This window comes from Agromyces excoecariae (genome assembly GCF_051715505.1).
Classification (GTDB): domain Bacteria; phylum Actinomycetota; class Actinomycetes; order Actinomycetales; family Microbacteriaceae; genus Agromyces.
Map to the genome: position 1 here is coordinate 1 of NZ_JBPSLA010000003.1, position 17,326 is coordinate 17,326.

15 protein-coding genes are annotated in these 17,326 nt (G+C 70.9%); 11 read left to right on the forward strand and 4 right to left on the reverse strand.

The genetic code is table 11. From position 1 onward, the window contains the following. Nucleotides 1–115 precede the first annotated feature (115 nt). From ACSJD1_RS04680 to ACSJD1_RS04690, 3 genes are all read left to right on the forward strand, one after another. Complete coding sequence (locus ACSJD1_RS04680) at nucleotides 116–1,060, forward strand: L-lactate dehydrogenase (RefSeq protein WP_438854152.1); 945 nt, start codon at nucleotides 116–118, stop codon at nucleotides 1,058–1,060. 103 nt (nucleotides 1,061–1,163) lie between these two features. Further along, on the forward strand, nucleotides 1,164–1,619 hold the full coding sequence (locus ACSJD1_RS04685; RefSeq protein WP_438854153.1) for a YciI family protein: 456 nt from the start codon (nucleotides 1,164–1,166) through the stop codon (nucleotides 1,617–1,619). Between the two features lie 16 nt (nucleotides 1,620–1,635). Beyond that, nucleotides 1,636–2,967 (forward strand): RNA polymerase sigma factor, encoded by a 1,332-nt coding sequence (locus tag ACSJD1_RS04690; protein WP_438854154.1) that lies wholly within the window; start codon nucleotides 1,636–1,638, stop codon nucleotides 2,965–2,967. A 42-nt stretch (nucleotides 2,968–3,009) separates the two neighbouring features. Here ACSJD1_RS04690 and ACSJD1_RS04695 read toward each other — a convergent pair whose 3' ends face one another. Together ACSJD1_RS04695 and ACSJD1_RS04700 are read right to left on the reverse strand one after the other, a co-directional pair. Further along, nucleotides 3,010–3,897, reverse strand: coding sequence for a MopE-related protein (locus ACSJD1_RS04695; protein ID WP_438854155.1), 888 nt, complete (start codon nucleotides 3,895–3,897; stop codon nucleotides 3,010–3,012). Between the two features lie 174 nt (nucleotides 3,898–4,071). Further along, the gene (locus ACSJD1_RS04700; protein ID WP_438854156.1) at nucleotides 4,072–4,881 is read right to left on the reverse strand and encodes a Bax inhibitor-1/YccA family protein; all 810 of its coding nucleotides are present in this window, start codon (nucleotides 4,879–4,881) and stop codon (nucleotides 4,072–4,074) included. Nucleotides 4,882–5,041: 160 nt separating this feature from the next. Between ACSJD1_RS04700 and ACSJD1_RS04705 the strand changes: the two genes are divergently transcribed. From ACSJD1_RS04705 to ACSJD1_RS04730, 6 genes are all read left to right on the forward strand, one after another. Beyond that, entirely contained in the window at nucleotides 5,042–6,121 is a 1,080-nt protein-coding gene (locus tag ACSJD1_RS04705; protein WP_438854157.1) for a glycerophosphodiester phosphodiesterase family protein, read from the forward strand. A gap of 282 nt (nucleotides 6,122–6,403) precedes the next feature. Then, nucleotides 6,404–8,914, forward strand: a complete 2,511-nt coding sequence (locus ACSJD1_RS04710; RefSeq protein WP_438854158.1) for an ATP-dependent helicase — start codon at nucleotides 6,404–6,406, stop codon at nucleotides 8,912–8,914. Then, a complete protein-coding gene (locus tag ACSJD1_RS04715) occupies nucleotides 8,911–9,465 on the forward strand; it encodes an NUDIX domain-containing protein (protein ID WP_438854159.1) in 555 nt (184 codons plus the stop codon). The genes ACSJD1_RS04710 and ACSJD1_RS04715 overlap by 4 nt, the downstream gene beginning before the upstream one ends. 66 nt (nucleotides 9,466–9,531) lie before the next feature. Beyond that, a complete protein-coding gene (locus ACSJD1_RS04720; protein WP_438854160.1) occupies nucleotides 9,532–10,950 on the forward strand; it encodes a ferredoxin reductase family protein in 1,419 nt (472 codons plus the stop codon). Continuing rightward, entirely contained in the window at nucleotides 10,947–11,498 is a 552-nt protein-coding gene (locus ACSJD1_RS04725) for an FMN-binding protein (protein WP_438854161.1), read from the forward strand. The genes ACSJD1_RS04720 and ACSJD1_RS04725 overlap by 4 nt, the downstream gene beginning before the upstream one ends. Further along, complete coding sequence (locus tag ACSJD1_RS04730) at nucleotides 11,498–12,364, forward strand: FAD:protein FMN transferase (RefSeq protein WP_438854162.1); 867 nt, start codon at nucleotides 11,498–11,500, stop codon at nucleotides 12,362–12,364. The genes ACSJD1_RS04725 and ACSJD1_RS04730 overlap by 1 nt, the downstream gene beginning before the upstream one ends. 37 nt (nucleotides 12,365–12,401) lie before the next feature. Here the strand turns inward: ACSJD1_RS04730 and ACSJD1_RS04735 are convergent, their stop codons facing one another. Then, nucleotides 12,402–13,127, reverse strand: a complete 726-nt coding sequence (locus tag ACSJD1_RS04735; protein ID WP_438854163.1) for a VIT1/CCC1 transporter family protein — start codon at nucleotides 13,125–13,127, stop codon at nucleotides 12,402–12,404. A 236-nt stretch (nucleotides 13,128–13,363) separates the two neighbouring features. Between ACSJD1_RS04735 and sucC the strand changes: the two genes are divergently transcribed. Both sucC and sucD read left to right on the forward strand, forming a co-directional pair. After that, nucleotides 13,364–14,530 (forward strand): ADP-forming succinate--CoA ligase subunit beta, encoded by a 1,167-nt coding sequence (gene sucC, locus ACSJD1_RS04740; RefSeq protein ID WP_353816020.1) that lies wholly within the window; start codon nucleotides 13,364–13,366, stop codon nucleotides 14,528–14,530. A 24-nt stretch (nucleotides 14,531–14,554) separates the two neighbouring features. Then, nucleotides 14,555–15,463, forward strand: a complete 909-nt coding sequence (sucD, locus tag ACSJD1_RS04745) for a succinate--CoA ligase subunit alpha (RefSeq protein WP_438854164.1) — start codon at nucleotides 14,555–14,557, stop codon at nucleotides 15,461–15,463. A gap of 111 nt (nucleotides 15,464–15,574) precedes the next feature. Here the strand turns inward: sucD and ACSJD1_RS04750 are convergent, their stop codons facing one another. Continuing rightward, nucleotides 15,575–16,957, reverse strand: coding sequence for an MSCRAMM family protein (locus ACSJD1_RS04750; protein ID WP_438854165.1), 1,383 nt, complete (start codon nucleotides 16,955–16,957; stop codon nucleotides 15,575–15,577). Between the last annotated feature and the right edge of the window lie 369 nt (nucleotides 16,958–17,326).

The window sequence follows — 17,326 nt, forward strand, 5'->3', positions numbered from 1 at the left end:
GGTGGGGTGTGGGGGGCGGGCGCGCGCCCCCGGTGTGGGGGGGGGGCGGCCCCTGGGGGCCCCCCCCCTCCGCCGTCCCGTGGCATCCGTCGGTCGCATCTGCGAGCATGGCGGCATGGCGGTCATCGAGAACTCCAAGCTCAGCGTCATCGGGGCCGGAAGCGTCGGCGCGAGCCTCGTGTACGCGTCGCTCATCCGGGAGTCGGCGAACCAGGTGGCGCTGTACGACATCGCCGCCGAGAAGGTCGAGGCCGAGGTGCTCGACCTCGCGCACGGAACGCAGTTCACGCGGTCGAACGTGATCGGCGGCGCCGATCTCGACGTCGTGACCGACTCGCACGTCGTGGTGATCACGGCCGGTGCGAAGCAGCAGCCCGGGCAGAGTCGCATGGAGCTCGCGGGCACCAACGTCGGGATCCTCGAGCGGCTCCTGCCGCAACTGCTGGAGCGCGCGCCCGATGCCATCTACGTGCTCGTCACGAATCCCGTCGACGTGCTCACCGTCGCGGCGCAGCGCATCAGCGGCCTGCCGCCCGAGCGGGTCATCGGGTCGGGCACGGTGCTCGACACCTCGCGCCTGCGCTGGCTGCTCGCGAAGCGCGCCGGCGTCATGACCTCGAGCGTGCACGCCGACATCGTGGGCGAGCACGGCGACACCGAGTTCCCGCTCTGGTCGAACGCGCGGATCGGACCGGTCCCGATCCTCGACTGGACCGGCGGCGAACGCTTCTCGATCGACGAGCTCGACGGCATCGCGTCGGAGGTGCGCAACGCGGCCTACACCGTCATCCGCGGAAAGGGCGCGACGAACTACGCGATCGGGCTCTCCGGCGCGCGCATCGTCGAGGCGCTGCTCGACGACGAGCATGCGGTGCTTCCGGTCTCGACGGTGCACTCCGGGGCGTTCGGGCTCGACGGCGTCGCGCTGTCGATGCCGTCGATCGTCGGCGGCACCGGTGCGTTCCCCATCGCCGAGACGCCGATGTCGGAGACCGAGTCGGGGTTGCTCGCGGCATCCGGCGACGCGATCCGCGCGACCATGCAGACGCTCGGGCTCTGACGTCGGAGATTCCCCCAGCGCGGTGTCGATCGGGCGTCTTCCCGTTCGACGTCATCAGTGAGAGGGTCGAACAGCGACCCCGACACGCGAGGAGCGAACCACCATGACGAAGTACATGATGATCATGCGCGGCAGCGACGAGGCCCTCGAGGCCTTCCAGGACATGCCGTTCGACGAGGTCATCGCGGCGATGGGCCGCTACAACGAGGAGATGATGAAGGCCGGCATCATGCTCGCCGGCGAAGGCCTCTCCGACGCGAGCGAGGGATTCGTCGTCGACTTCTCGGCCGAGACGCCGCTCGTCACCGACGGTCCCTACGGTGAGACGAAGGAACTCTTCAACGGGTTCTGGATCATCGACGTCGCCTCCAAGGAGGAGGCCGTGGAGTGGGCTCGTCGTTGCCCGCTCGGCCCGGGGACGAAGCTCGAGGTGCGCCGCGTGAACGACATCGAGGACTTCCCGCAGGACAACGAGTGGATCCGGAAGGAGGCGGGCTGGCGGGCCGAGCAGGCCGAGCGCCTCGCCGAGGACGCCCGACGCGGCGCCGCGCGGGCCTGACCGGGCACGGTTGCGCGTGACCGACGAGACGGATGCCGCGACGGCGCGCCCGACGGACCCCGAGTCCGCCCGGCGCGCCGTCGCCGCCGTGTGGCGCATCGAATCCGCGCGCATCGTCGCGACGCTCACGCGCATGGTCGGCGACTTCGCGCTCGCCGAGGACCTGGCCCAGGACGCGCTCGCCGAGGCGCTCGCGCAGTGGCCGGCCTCGGGGATCCCCTCGAACCCGGGCGCGTGGCTCACCGCGGTCGCCAAGCGCCGGGCGATCGACGGCTGGCGCCGCCGCGAACGCTACGACGAGCGGCTCGCCGCGATCGCGCACGACCTCGAGCGCGAGCAGGCCGAGGCGACGGATGCCGCGGGCGGACTGCCCTACGATCCGGACGCGATCGACGACGACGTGCTCCGGCTCGTGTTCGTGTCGTGCCATCCGTTGCTCTCGCGCGAAGCGCGCGTCGCGCTCACGCTGCGCGTGGTGGGCGGTCTCACGACCGAGGAGATCGCGCGTGCGTTCCTCACGCCCGTGTCGACCGTGCAGCAGCGCATCGTGCGGGCCAAGAAGACGCTCGGCGCGGCCGGGGTGCCGTTCGAGGTGCCGCCCCGGTCGGAGTTCCCGGAGCGCCTCGGCACCGTGCTCGGGGTGCTGTACCTGATCTTCAACGAGGGCCACTCCGCCTCGGCGGGGGAGGACCTGATGCGGCCCGAGCTCAGTCGCGAGGCGTTGCGGCTCGGCCGTGTGCTCGCCGCCCTCGTTCCCCGGGAGCCCGAGGTGCACGGGCTCGTCGCGCTCATGGAGTTCACGGCGGCGCGGTTCCCCGCGCGGCTCGACGCCGCCGGGGATCCGGTGCTGCTCGGCGACCAGGATCGACGACGGTGGGACCGCTCGGCGATCACCCGGGGGCGCGCGGCGCTCGCGCGCGCCGATGCGATCGGCCGGGGCCGAGGACCCTATGCGCTGCAGGCCGCGATCGCGGAGCAGCACGACGTCGCGGCATCCGTCGACGACACCGACTGGCCGGCCATCGTCGACCTCTACGGCGCCCTCGCGCAGGTCGCCCCCTCGCCGGTCGTCGAGCTGAACCGCGCGGTCGCGGTGGCGATGGCCGACGGCCCCGGGGCCGGACTCGCGCTCGTCGACGTACTCGCCGCCGACGGCCGGCTGGCGAAGTACCACCCGCTGCACGCCGTGCGCGGCGAACTGCTGGAGCGGGTCGGGCGGGCGGATGACGCTCGCGAGGCGTTCGCGGAATCCGCGCGTCTGACCGCGAACGAGCGCGAGCGCGCGGTGCTGCTCGCGCGGGCGTCGCGGCCGAGTTCCCGATCGGCGACCGTCTCCCGACGAACGTGACGGCGAAGGCGGGAGCCCGAGAGCTCCCGCCTCCGCACGCGGTCAGTTCGTGAACGTGGTCTCGTAGACCTCCCACGCCCCGGAGAACGCCGGTCCGATGTTGTCCAGGTCAGTGCCGGACTGGTCCACCACGAGGGCTCCGCCGACGAACACCTGGAGGTTCCAGGTTCCGGTCGTCGGGCAGTCGAAGTAGTTGTCGATCTCCACCGTGTACATGCCGCTGGGCGCAGACCCGACCGGCCAATACACGTTCTCGACGCCTCCCGGCTCCGGGTCGATGCCGCAGACCCCGACGTTGTCGTCGCGATCGAGTTCGCCGCCGCTCGGCACCGTCTTGTTCCCGTACCACAGTCGATCGCCGTTGGGGTCGACCACATGGAGGTCGAGGTCGTCATCCGTCGTCCAGGTCAGGGTGACGCGGATCTCACCGTCGCCGACGACCAGGTCGCTCCCGTCGCAGTTCTGGTCGATTCCGTCGTTCGGAATGTCCACGGCTCCGGGGTTGATCGTGGGATCGGTGTCGTCGCAGTCCTCGCCGGCCGGGTACCCGTCACCGTCCTCGTCCAGCGGCCCGCAGTCCGGCGGGGCCAGGTCGAAACGCTCACCGTAGCCGGGTCCGTCGCCGGAGTGGTTGTTTCCGGACTTCACCCAGATGGTGGTGAGCCCCGCGGTCGTGATCACCGTGGTGTACACCTTCGGATCGCTCCCGAAGAGCGTCCGCTCGGTCGTCTGACCGTCGGTGACGACGATGTTCGAGAGCGCCTTGGACGACGTCACGACCCAGCCGTCCTGGTCGCAGTCGTACTCGACGGTCACCGTCGCCGGCGCCGCGTTGGCCGTGGTCACCGGTCCGAGGATGCTGAGCGCGAAGGCCGCGATCGCCAGTACGGCGAGCGCGAGAAGTCGGCGCAGCTCCAATCTCTGTTCCATGAGGCAGCCCCCCTGCTGTCCTGTTGGTGCGGCCTCCCCCGGCCGCTGCGGTCACCGTTGCACAGCGCCCGCGTCGCCACCACCGGTGGTCGGCCCCCAGAACAGGGTGTTTTCGTGCACGCGAACGGGCCGCCCCCGAGGGGACGGCCCGTTCGCGAATGCGGTGCGCTGGAGCTAGTCTCGCGCGATCGCGAGGATGCGCAGGATCTCCAGGTACAGCCAGATGACGGTGACCATGATGCCGAAGGCGCCGGTCCAGCCGTACTTCTTCGGGGCGCGGTTGCGCACGCCCTGCTGGATGAAGTCGAAGTCGAGCACGAGCGAGTACGCAGCCATGATCACGACGAGCACGCCGATGATGAGGCCGAGCGGGATGCCGGCGATCTCGGCGCCGCGGAGGCCCCACGGGTCGTCGGTCACGTTGAAGAGCATGAGGCCCATGTTCACGAGCGAGAACACCAGGTAGCCGACCATCGCGACGAGGAAGATCTTCGTCGCGCGCTTCGACGCGCGGATCTTGCCCGAGGCGAAGAGCGCGAGCGTCACGCCGACGACCACGAGCGTCGCGATGACGGCTTGTGCGACGATGCCGCCGCCGTAGGCCATCTCGTACCACGCCGAGATGCCGCCGACGAAGATGCCCTGCACGCCCGCGTACGCGAGGATCAGCGCGGGCGACGGCTCCTTCTTGAAGATGTTGACGAGCGCGAGGACGAAGCCGACGAGGCCGGCGCCGATCCAGAGGAACGGCACCGACTGGACCGTGAGCCAGCCGATCGCCGCGCCGACGAGCAGCACGCCGAAGGCGGCGGCCGACTTCGCGATCGAGTCCTCGATCGTCATGACGTCGCGGTCGGGGAGCGTCGCGGGCTGGTTGTACATGTCCTGCAGCTGCTGGGCGGACATGTCCTGTGCGACAGCCACCGCCCCCTGGCCGGAGGTGAACGCCTCGTTGCGTGAGAAGGCGGGGTTGTTGAGAGCCATTGCTGTGGTTCCTCTGCTTTCGGCTTTCCGTCGTGTGGAGGGGAATCGCGCGACCCGGCGGTCGCGTCCGTCAAATCTACCTGTTCCGGCGGTGACAACGCCGTGAAATCCCCCGGCATTCCGGGGCGGTTGCCGCCTCGGCGCTCGATACGCTGGCCCCATGCTGCGCGATCTCGCCGAGCGTCCGTTCGTCATCGGGCACCGCGGCGCGTCCGGGTATCGGCCGGAGCACACCGAGGCCGCGTACCGGATGGCGTTCGCGTTCGGCGCCGACGCGATCGAGCCCGATCTCGTCGCGACGCGCGACGGCGTGCTCGTGCTGCGGCATGAGAACGAGATCTCGGGCACGACGGATGTCGCCTCCCGCACCGAATTCGCGTCGCGCCGCACCACGCGCGAGGTCGACGGCCGTCAGCTGACGGGCTGGTTCACGGAGGACTTCACCTGGGCCGAGCTGGCGACGCTCCGCGCGACCGAGCGGCTCGGAGGCATCCGCCCGCACAGTGCGAGCTTCGACGGCCGGTACCCCGTCCTGCGATTCCGCGACCTGCTGGGGCTCCTGGACGCCGCGACGGACGAGTCGCGCCGGATCATCCGCCTCGTCGCCGAGTTCAAGCACGCGACGCACTTCGCCGCGTTGGGCCTGCCGCTCGAGGAGCTGTTCGCCGCCGAGCTGTCGGCTGCCGGATGGGGACGCGGCGACGACCGGATCATCTCGGAGTCGTTCGAACCCGGCCTGCTCGATCGGCTGGTCTCGGAAGGGGTGCGCGGCACGCGCGTGCTGCTGGTCGAGGACCGCGGTGCGCCGTTCGACCTGGTCGCCGCCGAGGGGTCCGCGGCGAGGACGTACGACTCCTTCGTCAGCGAACGGGGGCTGCTCGCGCTCGGCGGCCTCGTGCATGGCGTCAGTGTCGGCAAGGGCCGTTTGGTCGGCGGCAGGCCGGAGCCCGTGGAGGGGGCGCCGCCGCGGCGGCGGGGCCCGGACGCCCCGCTGCGCGGGTCCGATCTCGTCGATGCCGCGCATGCCGCCGGGCTCGCGGTGTACACCTGGACCCTGCGACCCGAGAACCGGTTCCTCGCGCCCGAGTTCCGGCGCGGCTCCTCGCGTGGCGGGTGGGGCGACTGGCTCGGCGAGTTCACCCGGATCATGGACACGGGCGTGGACGGCGTGTTCGTCGACCACCCCGACCTCGGCTTCGAGGCGCGTCGCGCGTACTTCGACTCCGAGGTCCTTTCCTGACGCCCGCCCCGGCGCCGAGCCGCGTCGCTCACCTCGTCGCGCTCGGGCCGACTCCCGTGAATCGGCGCCATGTGTCGCCATTTCACTGGGGAGCGGTTCGGGCGGTTCTCCACAGTCCTCGCGTTCGTGGCGGATTCCCTGCGCCGACTCCCGCGAAATGGCGGCGGGCGCCGCGCATTCACGGGAGTCGTGGATGAGGTCGAGCGACCAGCAGCGCGCGAGGCGCTCGCGTTCCGACGACCGCGCCGGGCTGTCGGATGCCGCGCCTAGACTTGTCGGGACATGACGCTGATCCTCGACCCCGACGACCCCACCGGCTGGCGCGAGGCGCGCGGCGCGGCCGACCGCGAGCACGCCGACGAGGCCCGCGGCGCCGGCCACGCGGCATCCGATCGACTGACCGCCGGGCTCAACCCGCAGCAGCGCGAGGCGGTCGAGTACCGCGGTCAGGCGCTGCTCATCGTCGCGGGCGCAGGGTCGGGCAAGACGCGCGTGCTCACGCACCGCATCGCGAGCCTGATCGACGGGCGCGAGGCGTGGCCGAGCCAGATCCTCGCGATCACGTTCACGAACAAGGCGGCGGCCGAGATGCGCGAGCGCGTCGAGGCGCTGCTCGGCGAGGCTGCGGGCGGCATGTGGATCTCGACGTTCCACTCGGCCTGCGTGCGCATCCTCCGTCGGGAGGCCGAGGCCATCGGGCTGTCGAGCACCTTCACGATCTACGACTCGGCCGACCAGCGCACCATCCTCAAGCGCATCATCAAGGAGCTCGACGCCGACACGCTCGGGTTCACGCCCGCGAGCGCGCAGGCGAAGATCTCGAAGCTCAAGAACGAGCTGAGCGACGTCGAGACGTACGCGCGGAACGTCAACACGAACGATCCGAACGACGTCATGTTCCTCGAGATCTTCCGCCAGTACACGCGCCGCCTGCGCGACGCGAGCGCGCTCGACTTCGACGACCTGATCAGCGAGACGGTCTACCTGTTCCGCGCATTCCCGAAGGTCGCCGCGCTCTACCAGCGGCGGTTCCGGCACATCCTCGTCGACGAGTACCAGGACACGAACCACGCGCAGTACGCGCTGATCCGCGAGCTCACCCGGCCGGTCGAGCCCGACGTCGTCGCCGAGCTCGACCAGCACGGCGTGCTCGTGCGGGGCATGACGGATGCCACGGGCGCGATCCCCGGCGCGAGCCTCACGGTCGTCGGCGACTCCGACCAGTCGATCTACGCGTTCCGCGGCGCCGACATCCGCAACATCGTCGAGTTCGAGCGCGACTTCCCGGGCGCGAAGGTCGTGCTGCTCGAGCAGAACTACCGGTCGACGCAGAACATCCTGAGCGCTGCGAACGCGGTCATCTCGAACAACTTCGACCGGAAGGACAAGAAGCTCTGGACGGCCGACGGCGACGGCGACAAGATCACCGGGTACACCGGGTACTCGGCGCACGACGAGGCCCAGTTCGTCGCCGACGAGATCGAGTCCCTGCACCGCGCCGGCGTCGCGTACCGCGACATCGCCGTGTTCTACCGCACCAACGCGCAGACGCGTGCGCTGGAAGAGATCTTCGTCCGCTCGGCGCTGCCCTACCGCGTGGTCGGCGGCACCAAGTTCTACGAACGTGCAGAGATCAAGGACGCGATGGCGTACCTCATCGCCGTCGCGAACCCGCTCGACGAACTCGCCATCCGGCGCATCCTGAACACCCCCAAGCGCGGCATCGGGCCGGCGACCGAAACCGCCATCGCGAGCTTCGCCGAGCAGAACGACCTGTCGTTCCGTCAGGCGATGCGCGCGGCCGACGGCCTGGCGCTGGGGCCGAAGGTCACGAAGGCGATCCTCGACCTCGCCAAGCTGCTCGACGCCGCCGCCGCGATGCTCGTGCCGTCGCAGAAGGGCATCGACGAGGGCACCAACGAGGGGGCCTCGAAGGTCTCGGAGGTGCTCGCGTTCCTCATCGAGGGCTCGAAGCTCGTCGAGACGCTCCGCACGAGCCGCGATCCGCAGGACGAGACGCGCGCAGAGAACGTCGAGGAGCTCCTCGCGCAGACGAAGGACTTCGACCGCGAGAATCCGGGCGCGGGGCTCGTCGACTTCCTCACGCAGGTCTCCCTCGTCGCCGCTGCAGACGAACTCGACGACGCATCCGGCACGGTCTCGCTCATGACGCTGCACACGGCGAAGGGCCTCGAGTACCACGCGGTGTTCCTCACCGGACTCGAGGAGGGCCTGCTGCCGCACCAGATGTCGGCCTCCGAACCGGGCGGCCCGGCCGAGGAGCGGCGGCTCTTCTACGTCGGCATCACGCGGGCGCGCAAGCGCCTCTACCTCTCGCTCGCGATGAGCCGTGCCCAGTTCGGCGAGGTCTCCGTGGCGATGCCGAGCCGCTACCTTCAGGAGATCCCCGACGAGCTCGTCGACTGGAAGCAGTCGCCCGGCATGGCGAACAGCCGCGGCGGCAGCCAGCCCCGCGCGCTCAACGCCCGTCGGGGCTTCGGCGGCGGGGGAGGAGGCGGCGCCTGGGGCACGCGCGACCGCGACCTCGAGCGGTTCAGCGTCACGAAGTCGGCCGCACCGAAGACGGAGTGGGCGAACCGGGTCACGGGCACCGTGCGCGACAACGGCGACCTGACGCTCGAGGCGGGCGATCGCATCCGCCACACCGACTTCGGCGAGGGCACGGTGCGCCAAGTCACGGGTGAGGGCACGAAGCGCATCGCGCACGTCGCGTTCGACACCGCGGGGCAGAAGAAGCTCCTCATCAAGATCGCGCCGATCGAGAAGCTGTGACCTGGCCGATCCGCGCGCAGCGCACCGTCTACGAGAACCCGTGGATCCGCGTCGTCGAGGACGACGTGGTCCGGCCCGATGGGGCCGAGGGCATCTACGGCGTGGTCGAGATGCGCAACCCCGCGGTGTTCGTCGTCGCGATGACCGATGCTGACGAGGTCCTGCTCGTCACGGTCGACCGGCACACCGTCGGCCGCTCGATCGAGGTGCCGGCAGGAGGCTCCGACGGGGAGGAGGCGCTCATCGCCGCCCGGCGGGAGCTCCTCGAGGAGACCGGGTTCGAGGCCGATGCCTGGCGCGAGATCGGCGCGATGACCGCGCTCAACGGCATCTGCCGGGCGCCCGAGTCGGTCTGGCTGGCGACCGACCTCCGTGCCGGAGCGGGCGGGACGGGCGGGCATGCCCACGGCCAGGCCGAGGAGGGGATCCACGACGTCCGCGCGGAACCCTGGGGCGAGGTCATGCGGATGATCCGGGACGGCGAGATCACCGACGGCGAGAGCGTGGCGGCCCTCATGTACGCGGCGCTCGCACTCGGTCGCGTCGGGTGACCGGTTCCCAGCAACCGCATAGGCGTCGCACGGGGAGGCGATAGACCCGAGGCGCACCATCGGGACATGGCATTCCTCGTTCACGACGCTCGACACCTCGAGCGGCCCACGCGACCGCTGGGCGCCGACGAGCGCTCGCGCGCCGGGCGCCGGTTGTGGCGGGTCGACCTGCTGCAGGCGGCGGCCGTGGCATCCGTCGCGATCGCCGTCGCGTTGTTCCTCGCCGAGGGCGGGGCCGCGCGCTTCGGCGACCCGGGCGCCGCACTCACGTCACTCGGCATCATCGCCGGCCTCGCCGCGACCGACCTCGTGCTCGTCATGCTCCTGCTCGCGGCCCGGGTGCCGCTCATCGAGCGCGCCGTCGGGCACGATGCGGCGATGGCCTTCCACGGCCGGCTCGGGAAGCCGGTGCTCTACCTCCTCCTCGCCCACGGCGTGCTCCTGCTCGCCGGGTACGCGATCGCCGACGGCGTCGACCTCTGGGCCGAGGCTGTCGTGATCTGGAACCTGCCCGACCTGCCCCTCGCGCTCCTCGGGTTCGCGCTGTTCCTCGCGGTCGTCGTGAGCTCGCTCGTCGCGGTGCGCCGGAAGTTCCGGTACGAGGTGTGGCACGTCATCCACCTGCTCGTCTACGTCGCGGTCCTCGCCGCGTTGCCGCACCAGTTCAGCGTCGGCGGCCTGTTCGTGGTCGGCACCTGGCAGTGGGCGTACTGGCTCGTGATCACGTTCGGCACGTTCGCGGCGGTGATCGGATGGCGCGTCGTCGCGCCCCTCGTGGCGTCGCTGCGTCACGGGCTCGTGGTCGAGCGCATCGATCCGGTCGGCGACCCGCGCGACGGCGTGGTCTCGGTCACCATGCGGGGCCGACGGCTCGCCGCGCTCCGCGCGACGGGCGGGCAGTTCTTCATCTGGCGCTTCCTCTCGGCCGGCCAGTGGTGGCAGGCGCACCCGTACTCGCTCTCCGCGGCCCCGCGGGGCGACCGGCTCCGCATCACCGTGCGGGCGCTCGGTGACGGGTCGGCGAGCCTCGGCGGCATCCGCCCGGGTACGCGCGTCGCGCTCGAGGGGCCGTACGGCATCTTCAGCGAGGCATCCCGCAGTCGGCGCCGGCTGACGCTCGTAGCCGCCGGCATCGGGGTCACGCCGATCCGGTCGCTCCTCGAGTCGGCGAGGTTCCGGCCAGGCGAGGCGACCGTTGTGCTCCGGACCCAGGGACCCGCCGAGGGGTGGCTCCTCGACGAGGTGCGCGAGCTCTGCCACCAGCGGGGCGCCACGCTGATCACGGTGCCAGGCGGTCGCGGTCGCGGCTGGCTGACGCCGTCGGCCGAGCGCCAGGGGCTGCACCTGCTCGCCCTGGTCCCCGCCGTCGCCGACAGCGACCTGTACGTCTGCGGTCCGCGCGGCTGGGCCGAGGGCGTCATCTCCGAGGCCCGCGCGGCGGGCCTGGCACCCGAGCAGATCCATCACGAGAGGTTCGACTGGTGAGAACACGCGCACTCCTCCTGGCCTCCGCGGCCTCGGCCGCGGCCATCCTCGGCGGCTGGCAGCTCGGCGACGCCGCGACGACGTCGCTCACGGCCGGCAGCACGACCACGACGGACACGTCGGGCTCCTCCGGAGCGTCGAGCGCGTCCGGAGCGGGCGCCGGGTCGACGGGCGCCTCGGGATCCTCGTCGTCGAGTTCGTCCTCGAGTTCGACGCAGTCGACGGATGCCGCGGCATCCGCCGATTCGTCCGCCTCCGCCTCGGGGGCCGCCGACGGCACGTACGCCGGCACCAGCGTCTCGACCCGGTTCGGGAACGTGCAGGTGCAGGTGACGATCTCGGGCGGATCGATCACCGACGTGACCGCGCTGCACCTGACCGACAGTGACGGGCGATCGGTGCAGATCAGCAATCGCGCGGCGCCGATGCTCCGGTCGGAGGTGCTCCAGGCCCAGTCGGCGTCGGTGTCGATGATCGGCGGGGCGACCTACACCAGCGCGGCGTACCTCCAGTCGCTGCAGGCAGCGCTCGACCAGGCCGGGTTCTGATGCCGGACGCCGGATCGAGCGCCCGCGCGACGCCCGCAACCGTGCTGCCTCCCGTGGCCTTCGAGGCCATGGGGACGGTCGTCAGCATCCGCGTCGGACCGTCGGGCGCGCCCGCGCCCGCGCCCGCGGCCGCGCCCGCTGCTGCGCTGGCCGCCGCAGCTGCGGTGTTCGAGCGGTGGGAGGAGCGGTGCAGCCTGTTCGACCCGCGCTCCGAGCTCAGCCGCATCGGCCGCGGCGAGCTGGCCCTCGTCGCTGCGAGCGCCGAGGTGCGCGACGCGTACGCGCTCGCCCTGCAGTGGCGCGATGCGACGGACGGCGCGTTCACGCCGCACCGCGGCGACGGGCTCATCGACCTGAACGGCGTCGTCAAGGCGCTCGCCGTGGAGGAGGCGGGAGAGGCGCTCGACCGCGCCGGCGTCGTGGGCTGGGCGATCGACGCCGGCGGCGACGTGCTCGTCGCCGCGACCGCGGATGGGGCGGGCGGTGCCGCCGTCGCGGACGACGCGGTCCGACCGGCCGCGACCTGGCCGATCGGCATCGTGGACCCGGCCGACCGCACCGCGCTGCTCGGGCGCATCGACCTCGATCCGCCGCGCCGTCGCGCCGTCGCGACCTCGGGCAGTGCCGAGCGCGGCGACCACATCTGGACCGTGCCGGGTGCCGGCCCGTCGCCGTTCGTGCAGGTGAGCGTCGCCGCGGCCGACCTCGTCACGGCCGACGTGCTCGCCACGGCCATCGTGGCCGGGGGGCGCGCATCGCTCGACGACCTCGCCGACCGCCACGACATCGACGTGCTCGCGGTCGCACGAGACGGTGGGCTGCTCGCGACGCCAGGGTGGCCGAGGCGAGCCGACGACCACGGGTGATCGCGCGTCGGATCCGACGCCCCTCCCGCTGATCGCGCTACGCGACCGCCCCGCCGAGCAGGGCGCCGATCGCCCAGGTCACCGCGAGCGCGAGCGCGCCGCCGACCACCACCCGGGTGATCGCCCGCGTGCGCGGGGCCCCGCCGATCCACGCCGACAGCCAACCGGTGATGGCCAGTGCGATGACGACGGCCACGAAGGTGGTGATGATCCGCCATTCAGGCGGCGGGAGCAGGATCGCGAGCATCGGGAGGACGGCGCCCGTGAGGAATGCCGCGGCCGACGCCCATGCCGCGTGCCACGGGTTCACCACGTCGGTCTCGGAGATGTGGAGCTCGGCCTCGAGGTGCGCCGCGAGTGCATCGTGGTCGGTCAGCTCGCGCGCGACGCGGTCGGCCGTCTCCTCCGACAGCCCCTTCGCGCGGTAGATCGCCGTCAGCTCGGCGAGCTCCTGCTCGGGCATCGTGGCGAGCTCGCCCTTCTCCTTGGCGATGAGCGCATGCTCGGTGTCGCGCTGGCTCGAGACGGAGACGTACTCGCCGAGGCCCATCGAGATCGCGCCGGCGATCACGGAGGCGATGCCCGCGATGAGGATGGCTGCGACATCCGTCGTCGCCGCGGCGACGCCGACCACGAGCGCGGCGACCGACACGATCCCGTCGTTCGCGCCGAGCACGCCCGCACGCAGCCAGTTGAGCTTCTCATGCACCTTCCCGTCGTGCGGGTCGGTGCGGTGCACCGGTTCGGCCGTGGCATCCGTCATGGCGGCAGTCTCGCAAAGCGGAGCGCCGCTCGCCAGCATGGTGAGGCTCACCTGAGCGGCGCGGTCCCACGCGCGTCGCCGGGATCGCCGGTTCGGCGGCCCGTCGGCGACGGAGTACCATGGTCGCGGTTCGACTTATCTCGACATCGAGGTATCTTGACGTCGAGACTCTCACAGCCGGGCCCCTCACCCACCCATCCCTGCGCGCATTCCGCGCGAACGATAGGAAGCAGAGCGTGGATCTTTACGAGTACCAGGCCAGAGACCTCTTCGAGAAGTACGGAGTGCCGGTGCTCCCGGGCATCGTCGCCGACACCCCCGAAGACGTGCGCGCCGCAGCCGAGAAGCTCGGCGGCGTCGTCGTCGTCAAGGCCCAGGTGAAGACCGGCGGCCGCGGCAAGGCGGGCGGCGTCAAGGTCGCCAAGAACCCCGACGAGGCGGAGGAGGCCGCGAAGGCGATCCTCGGCCTCGACATCAAGGGCCACGTCGTCAAGCGCGTCATGGTCGCCGGGGGTGCGCGCATCGCGCAGGAGTTCTACTTCTCGGTGCTCCTCGACCGCGCCAACCGCTCCTACCTCTCGCTCACGAGCGTCGAGGGCGGCATGGAGATCGAGCAGCTCGCCGTCGAGAAGCCCGAGGCCCTCGCGCGCATCGAGGTCGACCCCGGCACCGGCATCAGCCCTGAGAAGGCCCGCGAGATCGCGGTCGCCGCGAACTTCCCGGCCGAGCTCGTCGACAAGGTCGCCGACGTGTTCGTGAAGCTCTACGACGTCTACACGGGTGAGGACGCGACGCTCGTCGAGGTCAACCCGCTCATCCTGTCGGAGGACGGCGACGTCATCGCCCTCGACGGCAAGGTCACGCTCGACGAGAACGCCGAGTTCCGTCACGCCGGCCACGCGCTGCTCGAGGACAAGGACGCGGCCGACCCGCTCGAGGCCAAGGCCAAGCAGCTCGACCTCAACTACGTCAAGCTCGACGGAGAGGTCGGCATCATCGGCAACGGCGCGGGCCTCGTCATGTCGACGCTCGACGTCGTCGCCTACGCCGGCGAGAACCACGGCGGCGTGAAGCCCGCCAACTTCCTCGACATCGGCGGCGGCGCCTCAGCCGAGGTCATGGCCAACGGCCTGTCGATCATCCTCGGCGACCCGCAGGTCAAGTCGGTGTTCGTGAACGTCTTCGGCGGCATCACCGCGTGCGACCAGGTCGCCAAGGGCATCGTCGGCGCGCTCGCCGAGCTCGGCCACGAGGCGAACAAGCCGCTCGTCGTGCGCCTCGACGGCAACAACGTGGCCGAGGGCCGTCGCATCCTCGAGGAGGCGGCGCACCCGCTCGTCACCCTCGCCGACAACATGGACCAGGGCGCCGACAAGGCCGCCGAGCTGGCGAACGCCGCGTAAGCGCAGAAGGACAGGATCACTGCAATGACGATCTTCCTGAACAAGGACAACAAGGTCATCGTCCAGGGCATCACCGGCGGTGAGGGCTCGAAGCACACCGCGCGGATGCTCGCGGCAGGCACCGAGGTCGTGGGCGGCGTGAACGCTCGCAAGGCCGGCACCACGGTGCTGCACAAGGACCAGGACGGCAACGACGTCGAGCTGCCCGTCTTCGCGTCGGTCAGCGAGGCCATCGAGGCGACCGGGGCGGATGTCTCGATCGCGTTCGTGCCGCCGGCCTTCACGAAGGACGCGGTCGTCGAGGCCATCGACGCCGAGATCCCGCTGCTCGTCATCATCACCGAGGGCGTGCCCGTGCAGGACTCGGCCGAGTTCTGGGCCTACGCCAAGGAGAAGGGCGAGAAGACCCGCATCATCGGCCCGAACTGCCCCGGCATCATCAGCCCCGGTGAGGCGCTCGTCGGCATCACGCCCGCGAACATCACCGGCAAGGGCCCGATCGGCCTGGTCTCGAAGTCGGGCACGCTGACGTACCAGATGATGTACGAGCTCCGCGACCTCGGCTTCTCGACCGCGATCGGCATCGGCGGCGACCCGATCATCGGCACGACGCACATCGACGCGCTCGCCGCGTTCGAGGCCGACCCCGAGACCAAGGCCATCGTCATGATCGGCGAGATCGGCGGCGACGCCGAGGAGCGCGCGGCCGACTTCATCAAGGCCAACGTGACCAAGCCGGTCGTCGGCTACGTCGCGGGCTTCACCGCGCCCGAGGGCAAGACGATGGGCCACGCCGGCGCGATCGTGTCCGGCTCGGCCGGCACCGCCCAGGCGAAGAAGGAGGCCCTCGAGGCCGCCGGCGTCAAGGTCGGCAAGACGCCGTCCGAGACCGCCCGCCTGCTGCGCGAGGTCTACGAGGCGCTCGGCGCGTAAGACAGCGGATGCCGCGGCCGGCGCCTCGCGCACCGGCCGCGTCACAGGGAAGGAGCCCCGTCGGCGATGCCGGCGGGGCTCCTCGTGTCAGGTGCGAGCTGCCTTCTCAGCTCACGGGTCGATGATGATCACGCAGGTGTAGGTGCCCGGCAGCAGGTTGCTCTTGGTGAGCGACCCGTCGCCGTCGGCACCGGTCGTCGCCTCGTACGGCGGGTCGGATGCGGCATCGCAGTCGATCGTCGACGCCGTGCCGCCGTCGATCTGGGAGTCGACCGTGATCGTGAAGTCCGTCAACGGCATGTTGGTGAACGTCAGCGGCGTGGCCGTGTCGCAGTCGGTGTCGGCGACGACCGTCGCGTTCTGCGGGTTGGCGGAGGTCACGGCGTAGCCGGTCGGAACCTGCTCGGTGACGGTGTAGCTGCCGGCGTCGATGCCCGCGATGCAGGCCACGCCGTTCGCGTCGGTCGTCGCCGTGGTGCCGGCAGGCAGTGTGCCGCCCGAGACGTTGAACACGACTCCCGCGTGCGGTTGCGTCGTCGGGGTGGCTGCCGCGTGCTTCCTCGTCTTCACGATCTTCAATGCGCCGCAGTTGTTGATCCCGGTCGGCACAGGTGCGATGTAGTCCTTCATCGCGGCGGTGAACGAGTCGGAGGACCGGCTCTTCAGGTACGCGCTGCCGAACGCCACGCAGCCGTCGCCGACGATCGCGGAGAAGTTCACCGTCGCCTCGCCGAAGGTCCGCGGCGAGATGTCCTCGGCTTGCAACCCGTCGTTCTCTGCGGCCGGGATGACACTGGTGTTGATCGATCCGGTGGCGTCGCCCGCGGCGGTCAGGCTCTCACGGACGCCCCAGCACGGGGTGCTGTTCGCTGCCTCGCAGAGCGACTTGTTGCCGGACGCGACCCACATCGAGAGGAAGAGCTCGGGGTTGGTGCCGCCGTTGGCGAGGTCGTACTGGATGAGCAGGTCGCCCGCGGTGCGCTGCGGCGTCACGCCGTTGCCGGAGTCGACGTCGGACTGGTTGAACTCGAAGTCCATGTTCGTGGTGCCGGTCGGGTCCTGCACCCGGTGCCAGAACAGGTGGAGGAAGTCGTCGCCCGGCGTCTCCTCGAGGTAGAGGCCGAAGTTCTTCAGGTCGGACTTGTTCGGCGGGATGCTGCCCGTGACGGGCGAGGGCACTGCGGTGTCCTCCTTGGAGCCCTGGCCGAACGAGTCGTCGCCGGTCCCGGATGGCGCATCCGGCTGCACGACGTAGCTCACCGAGGCCCAGTCGTCCCAACCGCCGTTGTCGACCTCGAGGTTCGCGTCGGAGTCGATCTCGAAGTTGCTGCCGTCGAGGCTGATGATGCCCGGCGGGTTGACGGCCTGTGCCGGACCTCCGATCATCACCGTGCCGACGAGCGCCAGGAAGCCGGCGCCGGCGGCGCCGCGGAGTAGCCGCCGCCGGAGCGCAGCGCGCTCTTCGGGCGTTCGGATTCGGGTAGTGGATGGCATGTTCGCCTCCGGTGTCGCAGGTTCGCCAGGTCCGGTCGGACCGGACGGCCTCTGCGGGCGGTGGGCGGACTCGGGCGGTCCGCAACGGCGCGTCCGACGAGGTGGGTAGGTGCTTCACCGGGCGTGCATCGCGCCGTAGGGGTCTCTCACGCCAGTTCGCACGTTACTCCCGTACGTCATCGCCCGGAACAAGAATGAGAAAACCTCATGTACCCAGATATGGGCACACACCAGGGGAGCCCCGTCGGCGATGCCGGCGGGGCTCCTCGTGTCAGGTGCGAGCTGCCTTCTCAGCTCACGGGTCGATGATGATCACGCAGGTGTAGGTGCCCGGCAGCAGGTTGCTCTTGGTGAGCGACCCGTCGCCGT

Coding starts and splice junctions, on each gene's coding strand:
- ACSJD1_RS04680 (WP_438854152.1), top strand. CDS start 116: ATGGCGGTCATCGAGAACTCCAAGCTCAGCGTCATCGGGGCCGGAAGC.
- ACSJD1_RS04685 (WP_438854153.1), top strand. CDS start 1,164: ATGACGAAGTACATGATGATCATGCGCGGCAGCGACGAGGCCCTCGAG.
- ACSJD1_RS04695 (WP_438854155.1), bottom strand. CDS start 3,897: ATGGAACAGAGATTGGAGCTGCGCCGACTTCTCGCGCTCGCCGTACTG.
- ACSJD1_RS04700 (WP_438854156.1), bottom strand. CDS start 4,881: ATGGCTCTCAACAACCCCGCCTTCTCACGCAACGAGGCGTTCACCTCC.
- ACSJD1_RS04705 (WP_438854157.1), top strand. CDS start 5,042: ATGCTGCGCGATCTCGCCGAGCGTCCGTTCGTCATCGGGCACCGCGGC.
- ACSJD1_RS04710 (WP_438854158.1), top strand. CDS start 6,404: ATGACGCTGATCCTCGACCCCGACGACCCCACCGGCTGGCGCGAGGCG.
- ACSJD1_RS04720 (WP_438854160.1), top strand. CDS start 9,532: ATGGCATTCCTCGTTCACGACGCTCGACACCTCGAGCGGCCCACGCGA.
- ACSJD1_RS04730 (WP_438854162.1), top strand. CDS start 11,498: ATGCCGGACGCCGGATCGAGCGCCCGCGCGACGCCCGCAACCGTGCTG.
- ACSJD1_RS04735 (WP_438854163.1), bottom strand. CDS start 13,127: ATGACGGATGCCACGGCCGAACCGGTGCACCGCACCGACCCGCACGAC.
- sucD (WP_438854164.1), top strand. CDS start 14,555: ATGACGATCTTCCTGAACAAGGACAACAAGGTCATCGTCCAGGGCATC.
- ACSJD1_RS04750 (WP_438854165.1), bottom strand. CDS start 16,957: ATGCCATCCACTACCCGAATCCGAACGCCCGAAGAGCGCGCTGCGCTC.